The organism is Marinobacter salexigens (assembly GCF_002806945.1).
Lineage (GTDB): Bacteria > Pseudomonadota > Gammaproteobacteria > Pseudomonadales > Oleiphilaceae > Marinobacter > Marinobacter salexigens.
The window spans coordinates 16,034-33,800 of record NZ_NIHC01000011.1; the positions used below are offsets into that span (position 1 = coordinate 16,034).

The 17,767-nt window shown below is 52.5% G+C and carries 16 protein-coding genes; 2 read left to right on the top strand and 14 right to left on the bottom strand.

Going from position 1 to position 17,767, the window contains the following annotated elements; genetic code table 11:
• Positions 1–77: 77 nt before the first annotated feature.
• Entirely contained in the window at positions 78–638 is a 561-nt protein-coding gene (locus CDH47_RS16545) for a GspH/FimT family pseudopilin (protein ID WP_100641399.1), read from the top strand.
• A gap of 2 nt (positions 639–640) precedes the next feature.
• On the opposite strand, the gene CDH47_RS16550 is transcribed toward CDH47_RS16545, so the two are convergent.
• The 12 genes from CDH47_RS16550 to murJ form a co-directional block, all read right to left on the bottom strand.
• On the bottom strand, positions 641–1,009 hold the full coding sequence (locus tag CDH47_RS16550) for a type IV pilin protein (RefSeq protein ID WP_100641326.1): 369 nt from the start codon (positions 1,007–1,009) through the stop codon (positions 641–643).
• Positions 1,010–1,100: 91 nt separating this feature from the next.
• Positions 1,101–4,580, bottom strand: a complete 3,480-nt coding sequence (locus CDH47_RS16555; RefSeq protein ID WP_161494497.1) for a pilus assembly protein — start codon at positions 4,578–4,580, stop codon at positions 1,101–1,103.
• A gap of 30 nt (positions 4,581–4,610) precedes the next feature.
• The gene (locus CDH47_RS16560; RefSeq protein ID WP_100641330.1) at positions 4,611–5,120 is read right to left on the bottom strand and encodes a pilus assembly PilX family protein; all 510 of its coding nucleotides are present in this window, start codon (positions 5,118–5,120) and stop codon (positions 4,611–4,613) included.
• 11 nt (positions 5,121–5,131) lie between these two features.
• Positions 5,132–6,163, bottom strand: coding sequence for a PilW family protein (locus CDH47_RS16565; RefSeq protein ID WP_161494498.1), 1,032 nt, complete (start codon positions 6,161–6,163; stop codon positions 5,132–5,134).
• A gap of 29 nt (positions 6,164–6,192) precedes the next feature.
• Positions 6,193–6,558, bottom strand: a complete 366-nt coding sequence (pilV, locus tag CDH47_RS16570; protein ID WP_205077623.1) for a type IV pilus modification protein PilV — start codon at positions 6,556–6,558, stop codon at positions 6,193–6,195.
• Between the two features lie 3 nt (positions 6,559–6,561).
• A complete protein-coding gene (locus CDH47_RS16575) occupies positions 6,562–7,038 on the bottom strand; it encodes a GspH/FimT family pseudopilin (RefSeq protein WP_161494499.1) in 477 nt (158 codons plus the stop codon).
• A gap of 128 nt (positions 7,039–7,166) precedes the next feature.
• Entirely contained in the window at positions 7,167–8,117 is a 951-nt protein-coding gene (gene ispH, locus CDH47_RS16580; RefSeq protein WP_100641338.1) for a 4-hydroxy-3-methylbut-2-enyl diphosphate reductase, read from the bottom strand.
• 2 nt (positions 8,118–8,119) lie between these two features.
• Positions 8,120–8,572: an FKBP-type peptidyl-prolyl cis-trans isomerase gene (locus CDH47_RS16585; protein ID WP_100641340.1), complete on the bottom strand. Its 453-nt coding sequence runs from the start codon at positions 8,570–8,572 to the stop codon at positions 8,120–8,122.
• A gap of 5 nt (positions 8,573–8,577) precedes the next feature.
• Complete coding sequence (gene lspA, locus CDH47_RS16590) at positions 8,578–9,102, bottom strand: signal peptidase II (protein ID WP_100641342.1); 525 nt, start codon at positions 9,100–9,102, stop codon at positions 8,578–8,580.
• Positions 9,102–11,921 carry an isoleucine--tRNA ligase gene (gene ileS / locus CDH47_RS16595; RefSeq protein ID WP_100641344.1) on the bottom strand — a complete coding sequence of 940 codons (2,820 nt, stop codon included), beginning with the start codon at positions 11,919–11,921 and terminating at the stop codon, positions 9,102–9,104. Before ileS ends, lspA begins: the two co-directional genes overlap by 1 nt.
• Positions 11,922–11,966: 45 nt before the next feature.
• Entirely contained in the window at positions 11,967–12,947 is a 981-nt protein-coding gene (ribF, locus tag CDH47_RS16600; RefSeq protein WP_100641346.1) for a bifunctional riboflavin kinase/FAD synthetase, read from the bottom strand.
• A 98-nt stretch (positions 12,948–13,045) separates the two neighbouring features.
• The gene (gene murJ, locus CDH47_RS16605) at positions 13,046–14,626 is read right to left on the bottom strand and encodes a murein biosynthesis integral membrane protein MurJ (protein WP_193601671.1); all 1,581 of its coding nucleotides are present in this window, start codon (positions 14,624–14,626) and stop codon (positions 13,046–13,048) included.
• A gap of 309 nt (positions 14,627–14,935) precedes the next feature.
• Between murJ and rpsT the strand changes: the two genes are divergently transcribed.
• Positions 14,936–15,205, top strand: a complete 270-nt coding sequence (gene rpsT / locus CDH47_RS16610; protein WP_100641350.1) for a 30S ribosomal protein S20 — start codon at positions 14,936–14,938, stop codon at positions 15,203–15,205.
• 67 nt (positions 15,206–15,272) lie between these two features.
• Here rpsT and proB read toward each other — a convergent pair whose 3' ends face one another.
• A complete protein-coding gene (proB, locus tag CDH47_RS16615) occupies positions 15,273–16,397 on the bottom strand; it encodes a glutamate 5-kinase (protein ID WP_100641352.1) in 1,125 nt (374 codons plus the stop codon).
• Positions 16,398–16,456: 59 nt separating this feature from the next.
• Positions 16,457–17,653: an Obg family GTPase CgtA gene (cgtA, locus tag CDH47_RS16620; protein WP_100641354.1), complete on the bottom strand. Its 1,197-nt coding sequence runs from the start codon at positions 17,651–17,653 to the stop codon at positions 16,457–16,459.
• Between the last annotated feature and the right edge of the window lie 114 nt (positions 17,654–17,767).

Below are 17,767 nucleotides of genomic sequence, written 5' to 3' on the forward strand. Positions count from 1 at the left end.
AGTATTGTGCGCGTAAACCCGTACAATTACGTCGACTGTAGCCAGGAAGGCTATGGGTAGAAACGAAAGGAATCAGCATGAACGAAAACAGCTCTCAATCCGGCTTTACGCTGATTGAGCTCTTGATTGTCATCACCCTTGTCGCTGTATTGGCGGCCTTCAGCTCATCATTCAGCTTTCTAATCACCCGCTCTGCAGCGCAAAGCTCGCAAATGGAACTGATTGGTTTTATCAACACAGCAAGAACCACCGCCATCATGGAGAGCACCAACGTAACACTGTGCCCGATCAATACAGAAAATGGCAAATGCTCAAGTGACTGGAGCCGTGACATTATCGCCTTCAGAGACCCGAATCGATCCCGTCAGCTCGTGGACATTAAACAGATAGTCCGAACACTTCAGCCAAATAGCAACGGTGTTTTTTACGGCAATGCCGGTATCCGTAAATATTTTGGGTTCCGCGCTACCGGTATAGCAAAAGAAGCCATAGGGAACATAATCTGGTGCCCGCAAGACAAGTCGGCAGAGAATGCCTTCCAAATCCGAATCAATATGGGCGGCCGCCCACGGGTCGCTCAAGACAACGACGGAGACGGAGTAGTGGAAAACTCACAAGGCAACCCTATTTCTTGTTGACACTACCAACATCCACTTTTTGCAGCCCCTTTGGTCCCCGAAGAATCAAGGGTAAGGGTTCCGCAATCATCGTTCGCCTGCGCTCCTTCAGGTACGGCCTGCAATGTGAAAGAATCTTTTGTCACAGAATCCTTAACAAAGCTCAATTTGTAAAAAGTAGCGCTACCATCTTGCGGAGACTTCTGAAAAGGCGGTGTCGGCGCGCCTGAACCATCTCTATAGTCATAAGATGCAGTGTAACGCCGCTCCATCCACTGGGCCAGTTCCATTAAGTCCGCTTGAGCAACGGACCGGCGCGTTTTTTCAATATGATTCTGATAACTCGGATAAGCAATCGCTGCCAAGATACCGATGATGGCAACCACAATCATCAGTTCTATTAACGTAAACCCTGAATTCTTTGACCTATTCACTAAATGAACCCCTCTTTGGCGGGCAGCTAAGCACTGCCCGCCTCTCCTGTTACTCGAATACTTCGCGCCAGCCCTTTCTTCCGAGGACAGTCCCCCCGCCTGGGCTATAGTTTACTTCTGCAACATCAACCCCCCCATCAGAAAGAGCAGTTATTCGATATAATTTTCCATCCAGGTATACAAACCCGGATTCACTGGGGATGCCTCCTACCTCATACCCGACGACACTAGTAGACAGGTCCAGGAAAGCCCGCTTCGCAGGGGTACGACCATCAAGACCAAAGGCCATCAGCCAACCAGTTCCACCGGGAATACAGGGATTCACATCCGGAATCATTGAGTTGATAAAGATAAAATCGCCAATAATTTCCGCTCCGGTCACTATGCGCTCAAATTCATCGGGCAAATCCACATACCAACCGCGTTTTTCGGCATAGTTAATATTGTCACCAGTTGACAGCCTCGCGTTGACGCCATCTACCGTTGTAGTACTCATGCTCCTCTCAACAAGCGCTGTTTCCCTGTCGTCGGTAACCGGGGCGCCCTTGTCCCAAATTGCGTAAACCGACTGCACCTGCTTATCGGCTGGGTCGCTTTTATAGAGATAGCTACCTGTGCCGAAGACAACTAATAGATTGGGCGTGTTACCAGCATCTGGCATCGTCGGATGGAAGGTGACTCTGGGCGCAGCGGTGATTGGCTGTGCGCCGCCACCGTCAGGAAGCGTTGCAGTAAACAAGGCTGAACCGTCGTAGGGGTTGCCCCAATTACCATCGCCATCATCCCGAATAGCCCACATGTTACCTTGCTGGTCGCCCGCGTAAACTTTGTCCGCGATACCATCCCCATTTATGTCCAAAACAGCCACAGAGGACAAACCATCTGTATTGGCAAGTTTAATGAACTTTAAATTGTCAGCAGATGGCGTGCTACCAACCAAGCCATTAATATCCAGCATATAAAGGCCTGTATCGCCTTTACCGTAACCGTTGCCGAAGAAAGCGGTCCAACGGAGTTCTCCCCCCCAGTTTGCCAAGGAGACAATCGGGGCATCCTTTAGATAACCCAGCTTGTCATGGGTAAACTCCCACAGCACCATTTTTCCTGCTTCATCTTCGCTAAATGATGAAGGGTCAGTAACATCCAAAGCGAAGAGACCCTGGCCGCCAGTGCGACTCCCTCCCAGTAGAATCGTTCGCCAGGCCTCTGGTGTTGTACCCGTTCCAACTCCCGATCTACCTTTGATTTTGACATCAACGGAGCGGAGTGGGAGATCTACGTAAAACTTGTGGTCATAACCAGGCTCTGCAAGGTGATGGAGCCCCTTATTCGCGGCATCCGAATACAAAAAACTCGGGATATAAGCAAACAACTCAGAGAAGTCGATTGCTTTTCCCCCGTCCGCAGTAATCTCTTTAGCGCTGAACGCGTGCAACATTCCATCGTTTGCCCCAGCATAAACAACAGGGTCACGATCCTTTTTATCGGCAACATAAGCGGAATAACCATCATAAGTACCCGAGCTCGGCCAATTGGAGGCTGGACCACCTACATAAGCAGGCGTGGAATGTACAATATCGCCTAAACGGCTACCTCTCGCCCGGAACGAGCCATTGGGTGTTTCTTTGGAACGATCCCCCCTGATATAGGCAATAACATCCTCAAGATCTCCCGCGACCATCAAGTCGTTCTTTTGAGCATCTGTCAGCTCATCATTAGCATTGGTAAACGCAACACCTTTGTTATCACTATAAGTGATGATCTCTCTGTCCCCATGGGACAATTCACTAAGATTCAATTGGCTAGCTGCCGAACGCGTGCTCCCCGCACCGACCGACAAACCACCCTCCGTCCCTACCGGCCTCGCAATTAGATCACCACTCCAATTGGTTGGCTGGAACTGCGCTGTAAATGCCCAAGGGGTGTCACCACTTTCAACCGTCGTCATGTCGAAGGAAACACCCGTTGCTGAGCTAGTACCCGCCAAAAAGCCTTCAAGCATCTTACCCAGTTCAGATGAGAAAGTTTCTGGATCAGAGGCGCTGAAAAAGTCACCGCGCCCTATAATCGATGCACGAAGCAAGTCATTGATTTTGTTTTCGTCGGATGACCCATCCGACCACTTAATAACTTTAGTCTTATCGTGCACCGCAGCAACTGCATCGTCCCTGGACACGGTTCCTTCAACACCCAAACCTATGCCGTAGGTCATCATGTGTTGCCAAAATGCAGGATTACCAACCGTTTGACGAAGACTAGGATTATCTTTTTCAATTATCGGTTTAATAGTTGGCACAAAGTTGTCCGCATCGCGTAGATCTCGCTTCCAATAATATGCAGCTACGTCTGCAAGCTTCTTACTTCCGGTATTGCCATCACTAAACGGGCTAACTGCTTTATAGCTGGCTTTAGCACCAGCGGCATTCGTGAGTTCATCTCCATCCGTGCTAGCGGCGCCTTTGATCGTGTCGCTGATAGTTTCACTGCCGTAATAACCGTCGGTCATAAGCATAGTTGCGGAAATACGGCACTCCCTCTCAACGTTTGAAGTACTTTTATCCGTACCAGGGTCATCTAACCATGGGCGATCACTCTTCTCGAAATATTTTCCAGCACCCGCGAGTGCCTTGCGCAGCGGGGTACTTCCGGAAGCGGAGCCACCATATAGCCACTCAAGAAAGTCTGCCCGCACCGACTTGAACGGGCGAACACCTTTCCTTATCGCCCTCACGCTGACTCCATCTACAGTAGAACTACTTTTGTTTATTTCGCCCCAGCCTAACCTGAAGTTTGTAGCAAGCTCAGGGTTGGCAAAAATATTACCAATGCCAGCTTTGGCGGCCATTTCTCGGGTGCGGTAGTAAGAAAACCAGTTGGCAAAATTTTGCCTTTCGGACTCACCTACTATCTTTTTTGTATAGCAGGAATCTTTATAAGGCGATTCTTTACAGCTTGCTGTGCCCTTAAATTCGAAGTAAAAGGCGGGTTCACTTTTTGCATCATGACTTATAGCGAAGCCTTTATATCTATTTCCGTTATACTTGCTGTTTTTATAAGAGTAATCATCCATTATCGCTCTGTAATCATTTGACAAATTCACCGGGGTAGAGCTTGTTTTGTACCCATTCACAAGTGCCGATAGAAATTTTGAATTTGGGTAACGACTTCCATCTGCTTTTAGGGGAGGTGCGTATTCAATCTCAGGACTATAATAAACTTTATTAAGATAGCTAGATGCAAGATAGCTCCGACTATTATTCGAATAATAATAACAAGTTCTCTGGCCTGCATATGTTCCCCGGTTGCTACAGCTCCCTAGATTGAATTTTCCATCTAGATCATCAGGCATAAAACCCCATCGCATAGATCCCGAATCATCCAGAACAAACATCAAGTTTGGATCAACCGAAGAGCCCACAAAAAGTGGTTCACTCGCAATCTCTTTTGCAGAAGTCATCGTAGCGAAAGTAAATATTAAAGCGCCAAAAAACACCTTAACATGCAACCTGAATGATAGTTTTTTAGTCATTCCATTAATCCTCCGTCGCATTCGCTGCGACTATTGATATACATAAAAACTTTCGACAAACCGACGACTTGAGCCACTTGGCCCTCGACCCATAACAACAACCCGAACAACATGGGCATTAATTTGCACAGCATTTCGTTTTTCGACATGAAGCGAGCCGGAATCTTCTGTTAAATTCATATCACCCAGGTATTCCAGGAAGACCCTTGCCTCTCGATTATCCCCAACATCAATAGAGACACTATCGGTACTACTTCCTTCCCAGGTACTGGCATCAAATATAGAAGGCTCGTCGCCTTTATCGTGCATGAACGAATGGGTGTTTTCGTGGCTCCATGTTCCAGCTTCTATGTTGTCCTCCACGGCATATAAAGCCAGTTCAGCCGCTTCGAGGGAGCCAGCAGCGTCCCGCTGAGCCGAAGCCATCCGCTCCTGGACAAGGCTACCCTGCATTGAAGATACTGCCAGCAATGTCAGCACCAATAGAATGACCAGAGACACCAACAAAGCCACGCCGGATTGGGCTTTAATTTTCACCATTTCAGGGCCTCCTATTGCACTCTGTTACGCAATGCAGCGGTAGTTGTATACACTCGATAAAGTCGCCTATCCGGCATAGTTTCCAGATTGTCGGAATCACTACAGTCCTGGCCGTCCCAGGTTGGACCCGGGAAGCAAATAGTCTGGGGTTCAACAACTACGTTATCTGCCGCGGATCTGACAAGGATGCTAATGCGGGCTGCCAAAACATTAGGCCAATCTGAAGCCCCCATATCTCCAACGGATTTCCAGTCGGTTACTGTCAGGTTTGGTCCGGTACCATATTGCACCTGCATTCTTTCCACCCCGCTAACAAGCGCGTCAGAATCTCTATACAACGCAGGCTCTGCATGAGTCGGCTGGTCGCTAAGAAAATAATTACTGATTGCACCTTTCATAACTCGCGTGCCATCCTCGTATTCCGCACTTAAACAAACCCCACCAGCAGCTGTACACCCCTCCGGATTGTTCGGCGAAAAATCATTAATGCTGTTCCCACTTGCTTCGATTTCATTATCATCGCTATCAACAGAGCTAAGTTGAAAGATATCTCCGGAGCTGCAATCGGTAATAAATACAATATTGCCCTGCTCCAAATCACCCACGCTCACTAAGCTGAAATCAACCGAAACCGCGTCTCCATCCAGCCTTAAGTCAAGATCCTCTCCGGCAAGTCCAGCCACCCGGATATAATCAGTACCACTCAGCGCATCAGCAGGCCGCCCCGAATTCCCCGAAAAAATGGCTTGGCCCTGATCAAAGCCATGAATGCTCTCATCAAAATCGCTATGCCCTGTGTCAATATTATTATTAAAGCCGCCTGCAGGCTGGCAACCGTAGTAGCCGGCATTCCTGACAGCCCGACTCAATATCTCCAAGGCGATACGCCCAGTTTCCTGAACGCGGGAATTTGCCTCATTCAAACGGAAGCTCTGGGAGTTACTGGTGAACACTTGAAAAAGCCCAAGCAACAACAACGAGGACAAAAGCAAAGCCACCATAATTTCTATTATGGACAGGCCTACCTGTTTGTTTATGGGCACCGCGGTTCTCATTGATCTATACATCAAGGTTAACGCCTCCTAAACCGGGCTTCCGCTGAGTTTTCATCACCTTCTTGATTTTCCCAACTCAAGGTTACCGTCCATTCATCGCCGTCCTGGCTTGCAGATACAGCTGCACTCGGCCCAAGCTCGGCGCTAATTACGCCATCAACTGCGCTTTGGTTAAAAGCACCGGTTACCCGAATGGTGTCAGCAATGGACTGAGCTTGAAGTGTCGCAAGGCTGTGCAAGTTTGCATCACTTGTACGCTTAAGCGACAAGTACTGAACCCCCGCGACCCCCAACAACCCAATCGCTAAAATCAATACCGCAATCAGGACTTCGATAAGTGAAAACCCGCCCTGCCGCTTGTTTACTCCTCCGCTTATGCTCACCACCTACCCCCCACAAGCATTAATGGTATCTGTTTGTACCAAGCCGCCACCCAGAAGTTCTAACTTAACGCCAGTGCTACCATCAGACCCACAGACCTCAAACTCAGCTTCAGGCTCGAGAAGCTCCCCCGTTGCCCTGAAGCTAAACTGAACCCCACCTGCAGAATCTGTCTTTTTGAGGGTTACCCCTGTTGGTGCGGGCGCCACTTCCCTTACCAGGCTGCCGCCTTGCTCGATTAAAAAACCAGCACTCCAGTCCCCGCCATTGGCAACCACATCAATACTTTCACCAACACGAATGGCCTCTGTGCGTGCAAATGAAAAAGCACTAAGTACCGTGTTGGTATAAGAGCTAACCCGATTGCTTTCGATTAACCGACCGAATCCCGGTACTGCAATCGTTGCCACAATCGCCACCAACACTACAACTATGAGCAATTCAATCAGCGTAAACCCGCGCTGCGTCGTTAACCTACGCATGAACCGACTCCCTGAATATTTTTTCATGTTTATAGAGTACGAAAGCACAAAAAAACCGCCAGCTGTTCTCGACAAGTGGCGGTTATTAGAAGACAAGCGGTTACAGAAACCTTAATACGTGAAACCCATCACACATTCACCGCATCAATCCGCAATTCCTTAGGCATAGAGAACACAATATTCTCCTCCCGCCCGGCAATCTCCTCGGGAACATCCCCACCAAGATCCCGCAGGCGGTTGATCACATCATTCACCAACACTTCCGGAGCAGAAGCACCGGCAGTTACACCCACAGATTCCTTGCCTTCCAGCCATTTGGGGTCAATCTGGGCCGCTTCGTCGATCAGGTAAGCCGGTGTACCCATGCGTTCCGCCAGCTCACGCAGGCGGTTGGAGTTGGAGCTGTTCGGGGAGCCAACTACCAGCATCAGGTCGCAGTCGCCGGCCAATTGCTTTACCGCGTCCTGTCGGTTCTGGGTGGCGTAGCAGATGTCGTCTTTGCGCGGGCCTTCGATCAGCGGGAATCTTTCACGCAGGGCGTCGATTACGCGTGCGGTGTCGTCCATGGAGAGGGTGGTTTGGGTAACGTAAGAGAGATGGGCTGGGTCTTTTACTTCCAGCGTTGCTACGTCTTCCACGTTTTCCACCAGATATATATCGCCTCCGGTGCTGTGGTCATACTGGCCCATGGTACCTTCAACTTCCGGGTGGCCATGGTGCCCGATAAGTACGCACTCACGGCCGTCGCGGCTGAATCGCATAACCTCCATGTGCACCTTGGTGACCAGCGGGCAGGTGGCGTCGAATACTTTCAGGCCACGGCGGACGGCTTCGTTTTGCACAGCCTGGGATACGCCGTGGGCACTGAAGATCACCAACTTGTCGTCTGGCACTTCGTCCAACTCATCCACAAAGATTGCGCCGCGGTTGCGGAGATTGTTGACCACAAACTTGTTGTGTACCACCTCATGGCGAACGTAAATGGGCGCGCCGAACACGTCGAGGGCGCGATTTACGATTTCGATGGCGCGGTCTACGCCTGCACAAAAGCCACGGGGGTTTGCCAATCTTATCTGCATAATCAGTGCGTCTTTCCTGCCGGTTCTACATCAATAATTTCTACATCGAAGGTCAGTGTACGCCCTGATAGCGGGTGATTGAAATCCACTTCCACTTCGTCGCCTTCCACCCGGCTCACAACGCCAGGCAGCTCTTGCTGGCGTGCATCAGCAAAAGAGATCATCACGCCCGGCTCCAGCACCATATCTGCGCTGAATTCGTGTCGCTTGAAGGTTTGAACATTATTCGGGTTACGTTGGCCAAAACCTTTTTCCGGTGGCACCTGGTAACTGGCCTTATCGCCAGCCTTCATGCCCATCAAATAGGTTTCAAAGTTCTCTGGCAGGTTTTCATCGCCAATTTCAAGAGCCGCAGGGTCTTTATCGAAGGTGGTATCAATCACTTCCCCACTCTCGAATTTGAGCGCGAAGTGCAGGGTTACACGGGTACCTTTATCTACAGGCAGTTCTTTCATGAGCTTTATTCACTCCCGTTCGCTGGCTTGCCAGAATCAGCAGGCTTGCGAAACATATCAAGAATCATCATGGCAGCACCTATGGTAATGGCGGTGTCGGCCAGATTAAATGCGGGAAAGTGCCAGTCCTGCCAATAGAAATGCAGGAAATCCACAACGTAGCCGTGCACAACCCGATCGTACACGTTACCAAGGGCACCGCCCAAAATCAGCACTATGGCTATGGCTGTCCAGGTTTCATGGCGCTGCAAGTTTCTCAACCAACCCACCAGCACCACACTGACAACCAGCGCCAGGATCACAAAAAACCAGCGCTGCCAGCCAGCCGCACTCGCAAGAAAGCTGAACGCCGCTCCGGTGTTGTGCAGCAGCGTCAGATTGAACATGGGAATAACCGGCACCGGGCTGCCATACATCAACATGGCCGAGGCAACAGCTTTGGTACCAAGATCGAGTGCGATCACCAGCACCGCCAGCCAAAGCCACTTGAGTTTGGTGCCGGTTACCTGCTCTTTCATTGCCACGTCCATCAGGCAAACGAGCGGGTTTCGCCCGTTCCCTCCACGTTAATGATGCAGCGGCCGCACAGATCTTTATGCTCGGCATGGGTGCCCACATCTTCCCGGTGGTGCCAGCATCGCTCGCATTTCCCGTGGGAAGCCGGGGTTACTTTTACACGCAGGCCTTCGATGCTGGTCGCTTCTGCGTCACCTGCTTCCGATGCCGGCCTCACAGTCGCTTCGGAGGTAATCAGCACAAAGCGTAACTCTTCCCCAAGAAACTCCAGGTCAGCAGCCAGATCAGCCTCACAATACAGGGTCACTTCGGCGCTCAAAGAACCTTTGATTTCACCACGGGCACGGGCCTCCTCCATGCTCTTGTTGACGGCTTCTTTCACGCCGTAAATCCGGCGCCAGTAATCACGGCCCAGCTCGGCATCGTCCGGCAATGCCGTGAGGCCTTCGTACCAGGTTTCGTAGAACACGGTATCGCCGCGTTCGCCTGGCAGGTGCTGCCAGATTTCATCTGCAGTGAAGCTCAGGATAGGCGCAATCCAGCGCACCAGTGCTTCAGCAACGTGGTACAGAGCAGTCTGGCAGGAGCGCCGCGCCAGGCTGTCTGCCTGGGTGGTGTATTGGCGATCTTTGATGATATCCAGGAAAAAACCGCCCAGAGTGTCACCGCAGAAGTTATAAACCTTTTGGTAAATTCTCAGGAAGTCGTAGTTTCCATAGTCTTCATGCAGTTCGTTCTGCAACTGAAGTGCGCGATCCACCATCCAGCGATCCAGAGCAATCATATCGTCCGGCGCAACCATGTGTTGCTTGGGGTCAAAGCCCGTAAGGTTGCTCAACAGGAAGCGGGAGGTATTTCGGATTCGACGGTACCCGTCGGCTGCCTGTCGCAGGATGTCTTTCGACACCGTCATTTCACCACTGTAGTCGGTTGCCGCTACCCACAAGCGCAGAATGTCGGCGCCCAGTTCGTTCATGACTTCCTGAGGCGCGATCACATTGCCCAGGGATTTGGACATTTTGAGACCTTTGCCATCCACGGTGAAACCGTGGGTCAGCACCTGCTTATAGGGTGCAACACCGTTCATGGCGATTGAGGTCTTGAGCGAGGACTGGAACCAACCGCGGTGCTGGTCAGAGCCTTCCAGGTACATATCCGCCGGGAACTGGCCCAACTCCGGGCGCACACGCAGTACAGATTCGTGAGTCACGCCCGAATCGAACCACACATCCAGAGTGTCGGTCACTTTTTCGTAGTGGTCTGCATCGTCACCCAGCAGTTCGCGGGCATCAATCTCATACCAGGCATCAATCCCGTCGGTTTCGATAGCCTGCGCTACTTTTTCGATCAGGTTCTGAGTGTCCGGGTGCAGTTCCTGCGTTTCCTTATGGATAAACAGAGTGATCGGCACGCCCCAGGTACGCTGGCGTGAGATACACCAGTCTGGCGACTGCTGGAACATACCTTCAATACGGTTCTGACCCCAGCCCGGTACCCAGCGCACACCTTTGATCGCCTCAAGCGCATCAGCACGGAGGTTTTCTTTATCCATGCTGATAAACCATTGCGGCGTGGCGCGGTAGATCAGTGGCGTTTTTGTACGCCAGCAATGGGGAAAACTGTGGCGGAAGTTTTCCCTGCGCACCAGCTTGCCTTCCCGGGTAAGCGCTTCACATACAGGCTCGTCGGCTTTGTATACATGAATACCCGCAAACTCACCGGTCGCACTGGTGTAGATACCATCGGCCTGAACCATGCTCAAGGTGCCAATGCCGTAAGCTTTGCCAACCTCGAAGTCTTCCATGCCGTGATCAGGTGCCGTGTGAACCGCACCGGTACCGGCTTCGATCGACACGTGGTCACCCAGAATAGCCGGCACCTGCTTGTCATAAATCGGGTGTTGCAGAGCCAGATGCTCAAGATCTATACCCTGGCAAGTGCCCAACACTTCGTAGTCTTCGATTTCCCAGCGCGCCATAACACCGTCAACCATGGCCGCCGCCAGAATCATCCGCTCAGGGCCATTGCCAGCATCCACTTGCACCAACGCATAGTCCAGATCAGCATTAAGAGATACCGCCTGGTTAGCAGGAATTGTCCAGGGCGTGGTGGTCCAGATGATTACAGATACATTGCCCAGCCCTTTATCGGTGCCAAACAGCGCCAGCGCCTTGGTTTGATCCACCACAGTAAAACGGACATCAACCTGGGTTGAGGTTTTATCCTGGTACTCCACTTCGGCTTCTGCCAGTGCAGACTGACCCACCACACTCCAGTAAACCGGTTTGAAGCCCCGGACCACGTGCCCCTTGGCGACGATTTTACCCAACGCCCGCACAATGCCCGCTTCCACTTTCGGATCCATGGTGAGATAGGGCTTATCCCACTCACCCATGATACCGAGGCGAACAAAGTCGGCCTTCTGGCCGGCAATCTGCTTGGTGGCGTAGTCGCGGCACGCCTGGCGGAAGGTTTTATGGTCAACCTTCACGCCAGCCTTACCAATTTTCTGCTCAACTTTGTGCTCAATCGGCAGGCCATGACAATCCCAGCCCGGTACGTAGGGCGCATCAAAACCCATAAAGCCGCGGGACTTAACAATCATGTCCTTCAGAATCTTGTTAACCGCGTGACCAATGTGAATACTGCCGTTGGCATAAGGAGGGCCATCGTGAAGGATAAACTTTTCACGCCCTTCACGCTGCTTGCGCAGGTTGGCGTATACGTTCAGATCCTGCCACCGCTTGAGCATTTCAGGCTCGCGATTAGCCAGGTTACCGCGCATTGGAAAGGCGGTTTCCGGCAGATTCAGAGTGTGCTTATAATCGCTCATGGTTTGTGTGCGTACTCTTAAGGTCAGTTTGTTTGGTCAGCGTATTCAATCGTTCGGATCAGCGATGCTTTGCTCAGAGCGTTCGGCCAGCCAAGCTCTGGCAGCGTCGAAATCTCTGGCGATCTGCGCTTTGAGCGCGTCTATGGAATCAAACTTTTCTTCATCCCGCAGTCCGTGGCGGAAGACAACTTCAATGCGCTGGCCGTAAAGTGTGCCAGCAAAGTCAAACAGGTGCACTTCCAGCGCCGGTTGCTTGCCATCAACGGTTGGCCGCAGGCCGATATTGGCTATGCCATCCTGCACGGTTCCGTCTTCCAGCGTAACACCCACAACATAAACACCGCGCAAGGCCGGCATTTGGTGGAGCAGTATATTTGCGGTGGGCGAGCCAATTTGCCGCCCTAACTGCCGCCCATAAACGACGCGTCCCCGAACATGATATGGGGCCCCCAGCAAAGACGCGGCTTTTTCCAGCTCATTATCCAGCAGCAGATTGCGTATGCGGGTGCTGCTTATGCGCTCGCCTGCAACCGTTACGGTGCGGGTATTCTCCACGGTGAAGCCGGCGGTTTTGCCCACCTTTTCCAGAAGTGTGAAATCTCCGGCCCTGTCGCAGCCAAACCGGAAGTCATCACCAACAACGAGATGGCGCACAGCAAGCCCACCTATGAGCACATCGTCGATGAACCCCATGCCAGAATAGCTGCGAAAGGTTCCATCAAATTTCAGGCACAGCACAATATCTATGCCCGCGGCCAGCAGAGCTTCAAATTTCTGCCGAAACCCCATCAGTCGTGGCGGCGCCTCCATTCCCTGGAAGAATTCCCTTGGCTGGGGCTCAAAAATCATCACAACTGAGGGCAGGTTCAACGCCCTGGCCTTGTTTTTTACCTGATCAATAATGGTTTGATGGCCCAGGTGCACGCCATCAAAGTTGCCAATAGTGGCAACACAGCCTTGAGCCAGCGGTGAATCCACTTGCCTGGAAAGCATTTTCAGGTTGGTCAGGCCCCGGATCAGACGCATGCAATGCGAACCTTCATTTGCCAATTGGCTTTCAGCCCTTGATCAATGTACAAAGCATCAGTGTACAAAGCGCTGGTGAGAAAACGCGCGATTATACCTTACCTCTGGCGAAAATGTCTTACCCGCACCCCGGTCAGCGCAAGAACCATGAAGTAAGCACCGGCACTTGCCACAACCATCACTCCCATATAAAGGGAGCGCTCGATGCCATCAGCCGACAACCAGCGCATGGCTGGGTAGTTCAACCAGAGAATAACAGACACCATGGCTGCGTTCGCCAAGCCGAGCTGCATGAGATATTTACCCCAGCCCGGCTGGCTCTTCCAGGCACCCTCGCGCTTGAGCCCTCGCCAGAGCAAACCCGCGTTGAGCCAGGCCGATAGCGACGTTGCCAATGCAAGGCCTGCGTGCGCCAGGGGTACAATCAGCGCCAGGTTAAAGACCATATTGGCCACCATGGCAATGATGCCAATTTTTACCGGGGTGCGAGTGTCCAGCCGTGCGAAAAATCCAGGCGCAAGCACTTTGATAACCATGAAGGCCAACAGGCCAGCAGAATAAGCCCGCAAACTCTGGGCTGACATAACCACATCCCTGTCGGTTACCTCTCCATAATGGAACAGCGTTGCAATCAAGGGCTCAGCCAGCAATGCCAGAGCAAGGGCTGCAGGCACCCCGATAACCAGCACCGCGCGCACGGCCCAATCCAACGTGGCGGCGAACTGATCATTGGATTCAGCAGCATGCTTGCGAGACAAGCTTGGCAAAATAACTGTTGCGATGGCTATACCGAACACCCCCAGAGGCAACTCGGAAAGCCGATCTGAATAGTAGAGCCAGGATACGCTCCCGGTTTGCAGAAACGACGCCAGAACCGTATCCAAAAGCAGATTGATCTGGCTTACGGACACACCAAACAGCGCCGGAACCATAAGCTTGAGAATACGGCTGACACCCTCATGTCGATAATCGACCCGGGGCCGAGGCATAAGCCCCAGGCGCATCAGGAAGGGCAACTGGAAAAACATCTGCAATGCGCCAGCAATGAACACCCCCCATGCCAAAGCCATGACCGGCTCGTTCATCAGCGGGGTAAGAAAAACAGCCGCACCGATCATCGCGAGATTGAGCAGCACTGGCGTAAACGCGGGCACGGCGAAACGGTCATAGCTATTGAGAATACCGCCGGCAAAGGCAGTCAGGGAAATCATCAACAAATACGGGAAGGTGATACGCAACATGTCGCTGGTCAGTGCGAACTTTACATCATCATCCAGAAAGCCAGGAGCAAACACTGCCGTCAGCAGCGGCGCACCCAGCATGGCAATCAGCGTAATCCCCAGCAGCACCAACCCCAAAGAACCGGCAACGGCATCCACCAGGCGTTTTACGTCAGAGGCTGGTTGATTCTCGCGATACGACGACAGCACGGGCACAAAGGCCTGAGAAAATGCCCCCTCGGCAAAAAGCCTGCGCAAGAAATTGGGGATTTTGAAGGCGACAAAAAAGGCATCCGCCCCCGCGCCGGCACCAAAATAGCGCGCAATCACCATATCCCTGACCAGCCCCAGCACTCTGGAGAGCATGGTCATAATACCCACCAGGCCTGATGAACGGAGCAGCCCAGGTGCTTTTGCAGGTGGCTTTTTTTCAGTCGGCATTGTAGGTTGCGATGACATGAGGTCGTCTATCCGGGTTACACACTCAATTCGGTGGGGCATTTCGGAAATTACGTGCTTCCCTGCTGCACCCCTGTCCGGCGAGCGGCGAGTTTAACACAGGCCTTTGCACCAAGGGATTATCTGGGAGCTTGGCAGGCTTTGGTATTGACTTTTCAGGTATTGAGCGGCATAGTTCCGCGTCATTTATTTCGACGCGCTGGTTATGGGCGCGCCCGCGATTTCAGGGTCCCTCTGGATGGCTTTATACTCAGAGTTTCCCGTACGAATCATTCAGTAACGAATTTAAGTACTTTCAGGAGTTTTACGGTGGCAAATACCCCGCAATCCAAAAAGCGCGCACGTCAGAACGAGAAGAACCGCAAGCACAACGCCAGCCTGCGTTCCATGACTCGCACCTACATGAAAAAAGTTCAGGCCAAGATTGAAGCTGGTAACTATGAAGAAGCTCAGGCTGCATTCCAGGCGGCTCAGCCGGTAATGGACAGCATGGTCAACAAGGGCATTTTCACCAAGAACAAGGTTGCCCGTCAGAAGAGCCGCATGATCTCCAAGATCAAGGCTCTGAAGAGCGCCTGATAGCGTCCAACGCTGGAAAGCTCTTACTGAGAATCAAAAAACCGGCCCTAAAGCCGGTTTTTTTGTTTCAGATAATGATCATATTATCCCGGTGAATCATTTCCTCTTCCGAGATATACCCCAGAATATCAGAGATGCTATTGCTCGAGCAGCCAGCTATCGCCCTCGCTTCATCCGCACCATAATTGACCAGGCCGCGAGCAACCTCTGCACCATCCTCGCCAACACAGGAAACCATCTCACCACGCCGGAACCGCCCAACAACACCCTTGACTCCTACCGGCAAAAGGCTGCGACCACCCTGGCGAAGTACACGCACCGCGCCATCATCCAGCGTTAGCCTTCCACGGGTTTGTAGATGACTGGCCAGCCACTGCTTGCGGGCCGCAATACGCCCCTGCTCTGGAAGCAATAAAGTGCCAATAACGTCACCCTGGCGCAAGCGTGAGATAGCGCCCTCGATACGACCACCCACAATCACCGTAAATGCTCCGGACCGTGCCGCAAGCCTGGCAGCACGCAGCTTGGTGAGCATCCCACCACGACCAAGCGCACCGGCACCGCCTCCAGCCATGGCATCCAACTCACGATCACCGGCAAACCGCTCTGTTACCAGACTGGCATCCGGATTTTTTCGCGGATCTTTATCAAACAAACCCAGCTGGTCGGTGAGTATAATCAGCCCGTCAGCTTCAATCAGGTTGGTTACCAAGGCGCCCAGGGTGTCGTTGTCGCCGAACCGGATTTCATCAGTCACTACCGTATCGTTTTCATTTACAATCGGCACAACACCAAAATCCAGCAAGGCCCGAAGCGTGCTTCGACCGTTCAAGTAGCGCTTGCGGTCAGAAAGATCGTCGTGGGTGAGAAGGATCTGGGCCGTATGAATGCCGTGGCGCTTGAACTGCGCCTCCCAGGTTTGCACCAGGCCCATCTGCCCCACAGCGGCAGCTGCTTGCAGTTCATGTAACTGCTCCGGGCGCTTGCTCCAACCCAGCCGGCTCATGCCCTCTGCCACGGAGCCGGAAGAAACCACAACTAACTCAACGCCCTCTTTGACCAACGCCGCCATTTGATCCACCCAAAAGCCCAGCGCCGCTACATCCAACCCCTTACCATCGTTGGTAAGAAGTGCACTTCCGATTTTCACCACCAGGCGGCGAGCCTGGCTCAGCTGGGCGCGTTGCGTCATAATTCAGGCTTTATCTCTCTCAAACGTACGGGGCAACTCAGGCTTCAGCAAGCCGAGACCTAGTCTTTCACATACACTACTTCAACATCGTAATCGTCGTCGTCAAAATCATCATCATCTTCAGCTGCCTCTCGAGCGGCGCGGCGAGCTCGCTTTTCTTCCTCAACACCAGCTCGGGCCTCTTCGTCCATGCGCCGACGCCTCTCAGCTTCCTGCTCTGCCGCTTCAGGATTCTCCGCCTCTTCTTCGGCACGCTCTTCAATCCAGCGCATAACCGCCTGAGCCAGTGACTTGGTCCCCTCACCGCTTAGCGCTGAAATACTGAACACCGGCCCCTTCCAGCCGAGCTCATCAACGATCGCCTGGCAATGGGCTTCACGGTCTTCTTCCGGAACCATATCGACCTTGTTTAGCACCAGCCAACGCTCTCGGTCAGCCAGGGTCTCACTGAATTTTTCCAGCTCATTCGCAATCACTCTCACTGCATGAGCCGGCGATGAACCGTCGTAAGGGGCCACATCCACAAGGTGCAATAGCAAACGGGTGCGCACCAAGTGCTTCAGAAAACGAACGCCAAGGCCGGCACCCTCCGCAGCACCCTCAATAAGCCCGGGAATATCTGCAATAACAAAGCTCTGGTGTGCCTGCACGCTCACTACACCGAGGTTTGGCACCAGCGTGGTAAACGGATAATCAGCAACCTTCGGCGTAGCTGCCGATACAGACCGGATAAAAGTCGATTTACCCGCATTGGGCAACCCCAAAAGGCCTACATCTGCGAGCACCTTCAGCTCCAGGCGCAAGTTCCTGATCTCACCCTCAGAGCCTTTAGACGTTTGACGGGGCGCGCGATTAATTGATGATTTGAAGCGAGTATTTCCGAGGCCGTGAAAGCCGCCCTGAGCGACCTTCAGCCGCTGACCAATGCGGGTGAGATCCCCAAGCACTTCGTGGGTATCCACATCGACCACCGTGGTGCCAACCGGCACCGGCAGGATCAAATCCTCGCCCTTGGTTCCGGTGCAGTTTCGCCCTGCTCCCTGCTCACCACCCTGCGCCTTATGCTTGCGCTGGAACTGGTAATCAATGAGGGTGTTTAGCGAATCGCTCGCCTCCAGATATACGGAGCCACCATCACCGCCATCGCCCCCATCAGGGCCTCCCCTGGGAACGTATTTTTCACGCCGGAAGCTGAGGCAGCCGTGCCCGCCGTTACCGGCTTCAACGATGATTGTGGCTTCGTCTACGAATTTCATGAATCTACCCTTTGCGCATAGCGCATAAACTAAAAAGCCCCGCAGCCTCTAGGAAGCTTTGCGGGGCTCCAGGTGGCTCTGACTTCTAACTATATCAGCAGAATGTCAGGGCTA

What these genes read in the sequence shown, in the direction of transcription:
- CDH47_RS16545 (WP_100641399.1), top strand. Translation starts at nt 78, where the DNA reads ATGAACGAAAACAGCTCTCAATCCGGCTTTACGCTGATTGAGCTCTTG.
- CDH47_RS16550 (WP_100641326.1), bottom strand. Translation starts at nt 1,009, where the DNA reads ATGATTGTGGTTGCCATCATCGGTATCTTGGCAGCGATTGCTTATCCG.
- CDH47_RS16555 (WP_161494497.1), bottom strand. Translation starts at nt 4,580, where the DNA reads ATGACTAAAAAACTATCATTCAGGTTGCATGTTAAGGTGTTTTTTGGC.
- CDH47_RS16560 (WP_100641330.1), bottom strand. Translation starts at nt 5,120, where the DNA reads ATGGTGAAAATTAAAGCCCAATCCGGCGTGGCTTTGTTGGTGTCTCTG.
- CDH47_RS16575 (WP_161494499.1), bottom strand. Translation starts at nt 7,038, where the DNA reads ATGCGTAGGTTAACGACGCAGCGCGGGTTTACGCTGATTGAATTGCTC.
- ispH (WP_100641338.1), bottom strand. Translation starts at nt 8,117, where the DNA reads ATGCAGATAAGATTGGCAAACCCCCGTGGCTTTTGTGCAGGCGTAGAC.
- CDH47_RS16585 (WP_100641340.1), bottom strand. Translation starts at nt 8,572, where the DNA reads ATGAAAGAACTGCCTGTAGATAAAGGTACCCGTGTAACCCTGCACTTC.
- lspA (WP_100641342.1), bottom strand. Translation starts at nt 9,102, where the DNA reads ATGGACGTGGCAATGAAAGAGCAGGTAACCGGCACCAAACTCAAGTGG.
- ileS (WP_100641344.1), bottom strand. Translation starts at nt 11,921, where the DNA reads ATGAGCGATTATAAGCACACTCTGAATCTGCCGGAAACCGCCTTTCCA.
- ribF (WP_100641346.1), bottom strand. Translation starts at nt 12,947, where the DNA reads ATGCGTCTGATCCGGGGCCTGACCAACCTGAAAATGCTTTCCAGGCAA.
- murJ (WP_193601671.1), bottom strand. Translation starts at nt 14,626, where the DNA reads ATGTCATCGCAACCTACAATGCCGACTGAAAAAAAGCCACCTGCAAAA.
- proB (WP_100641352.1), bottom strand. Translation starts at nt 16,397, where the DNA reads ATGACGCAACGCGCCCAGCTGAGCCAGGCTCGCCGCCTGGTGGTGAAA.
- cgtA (WP_100641354.1), bottom strand. Translation starts at nt 17,653, where the DNA reads ATGAAATTCGTAGACGAAGCCACAATCATCGTTGAAGCCGGTAACGGC.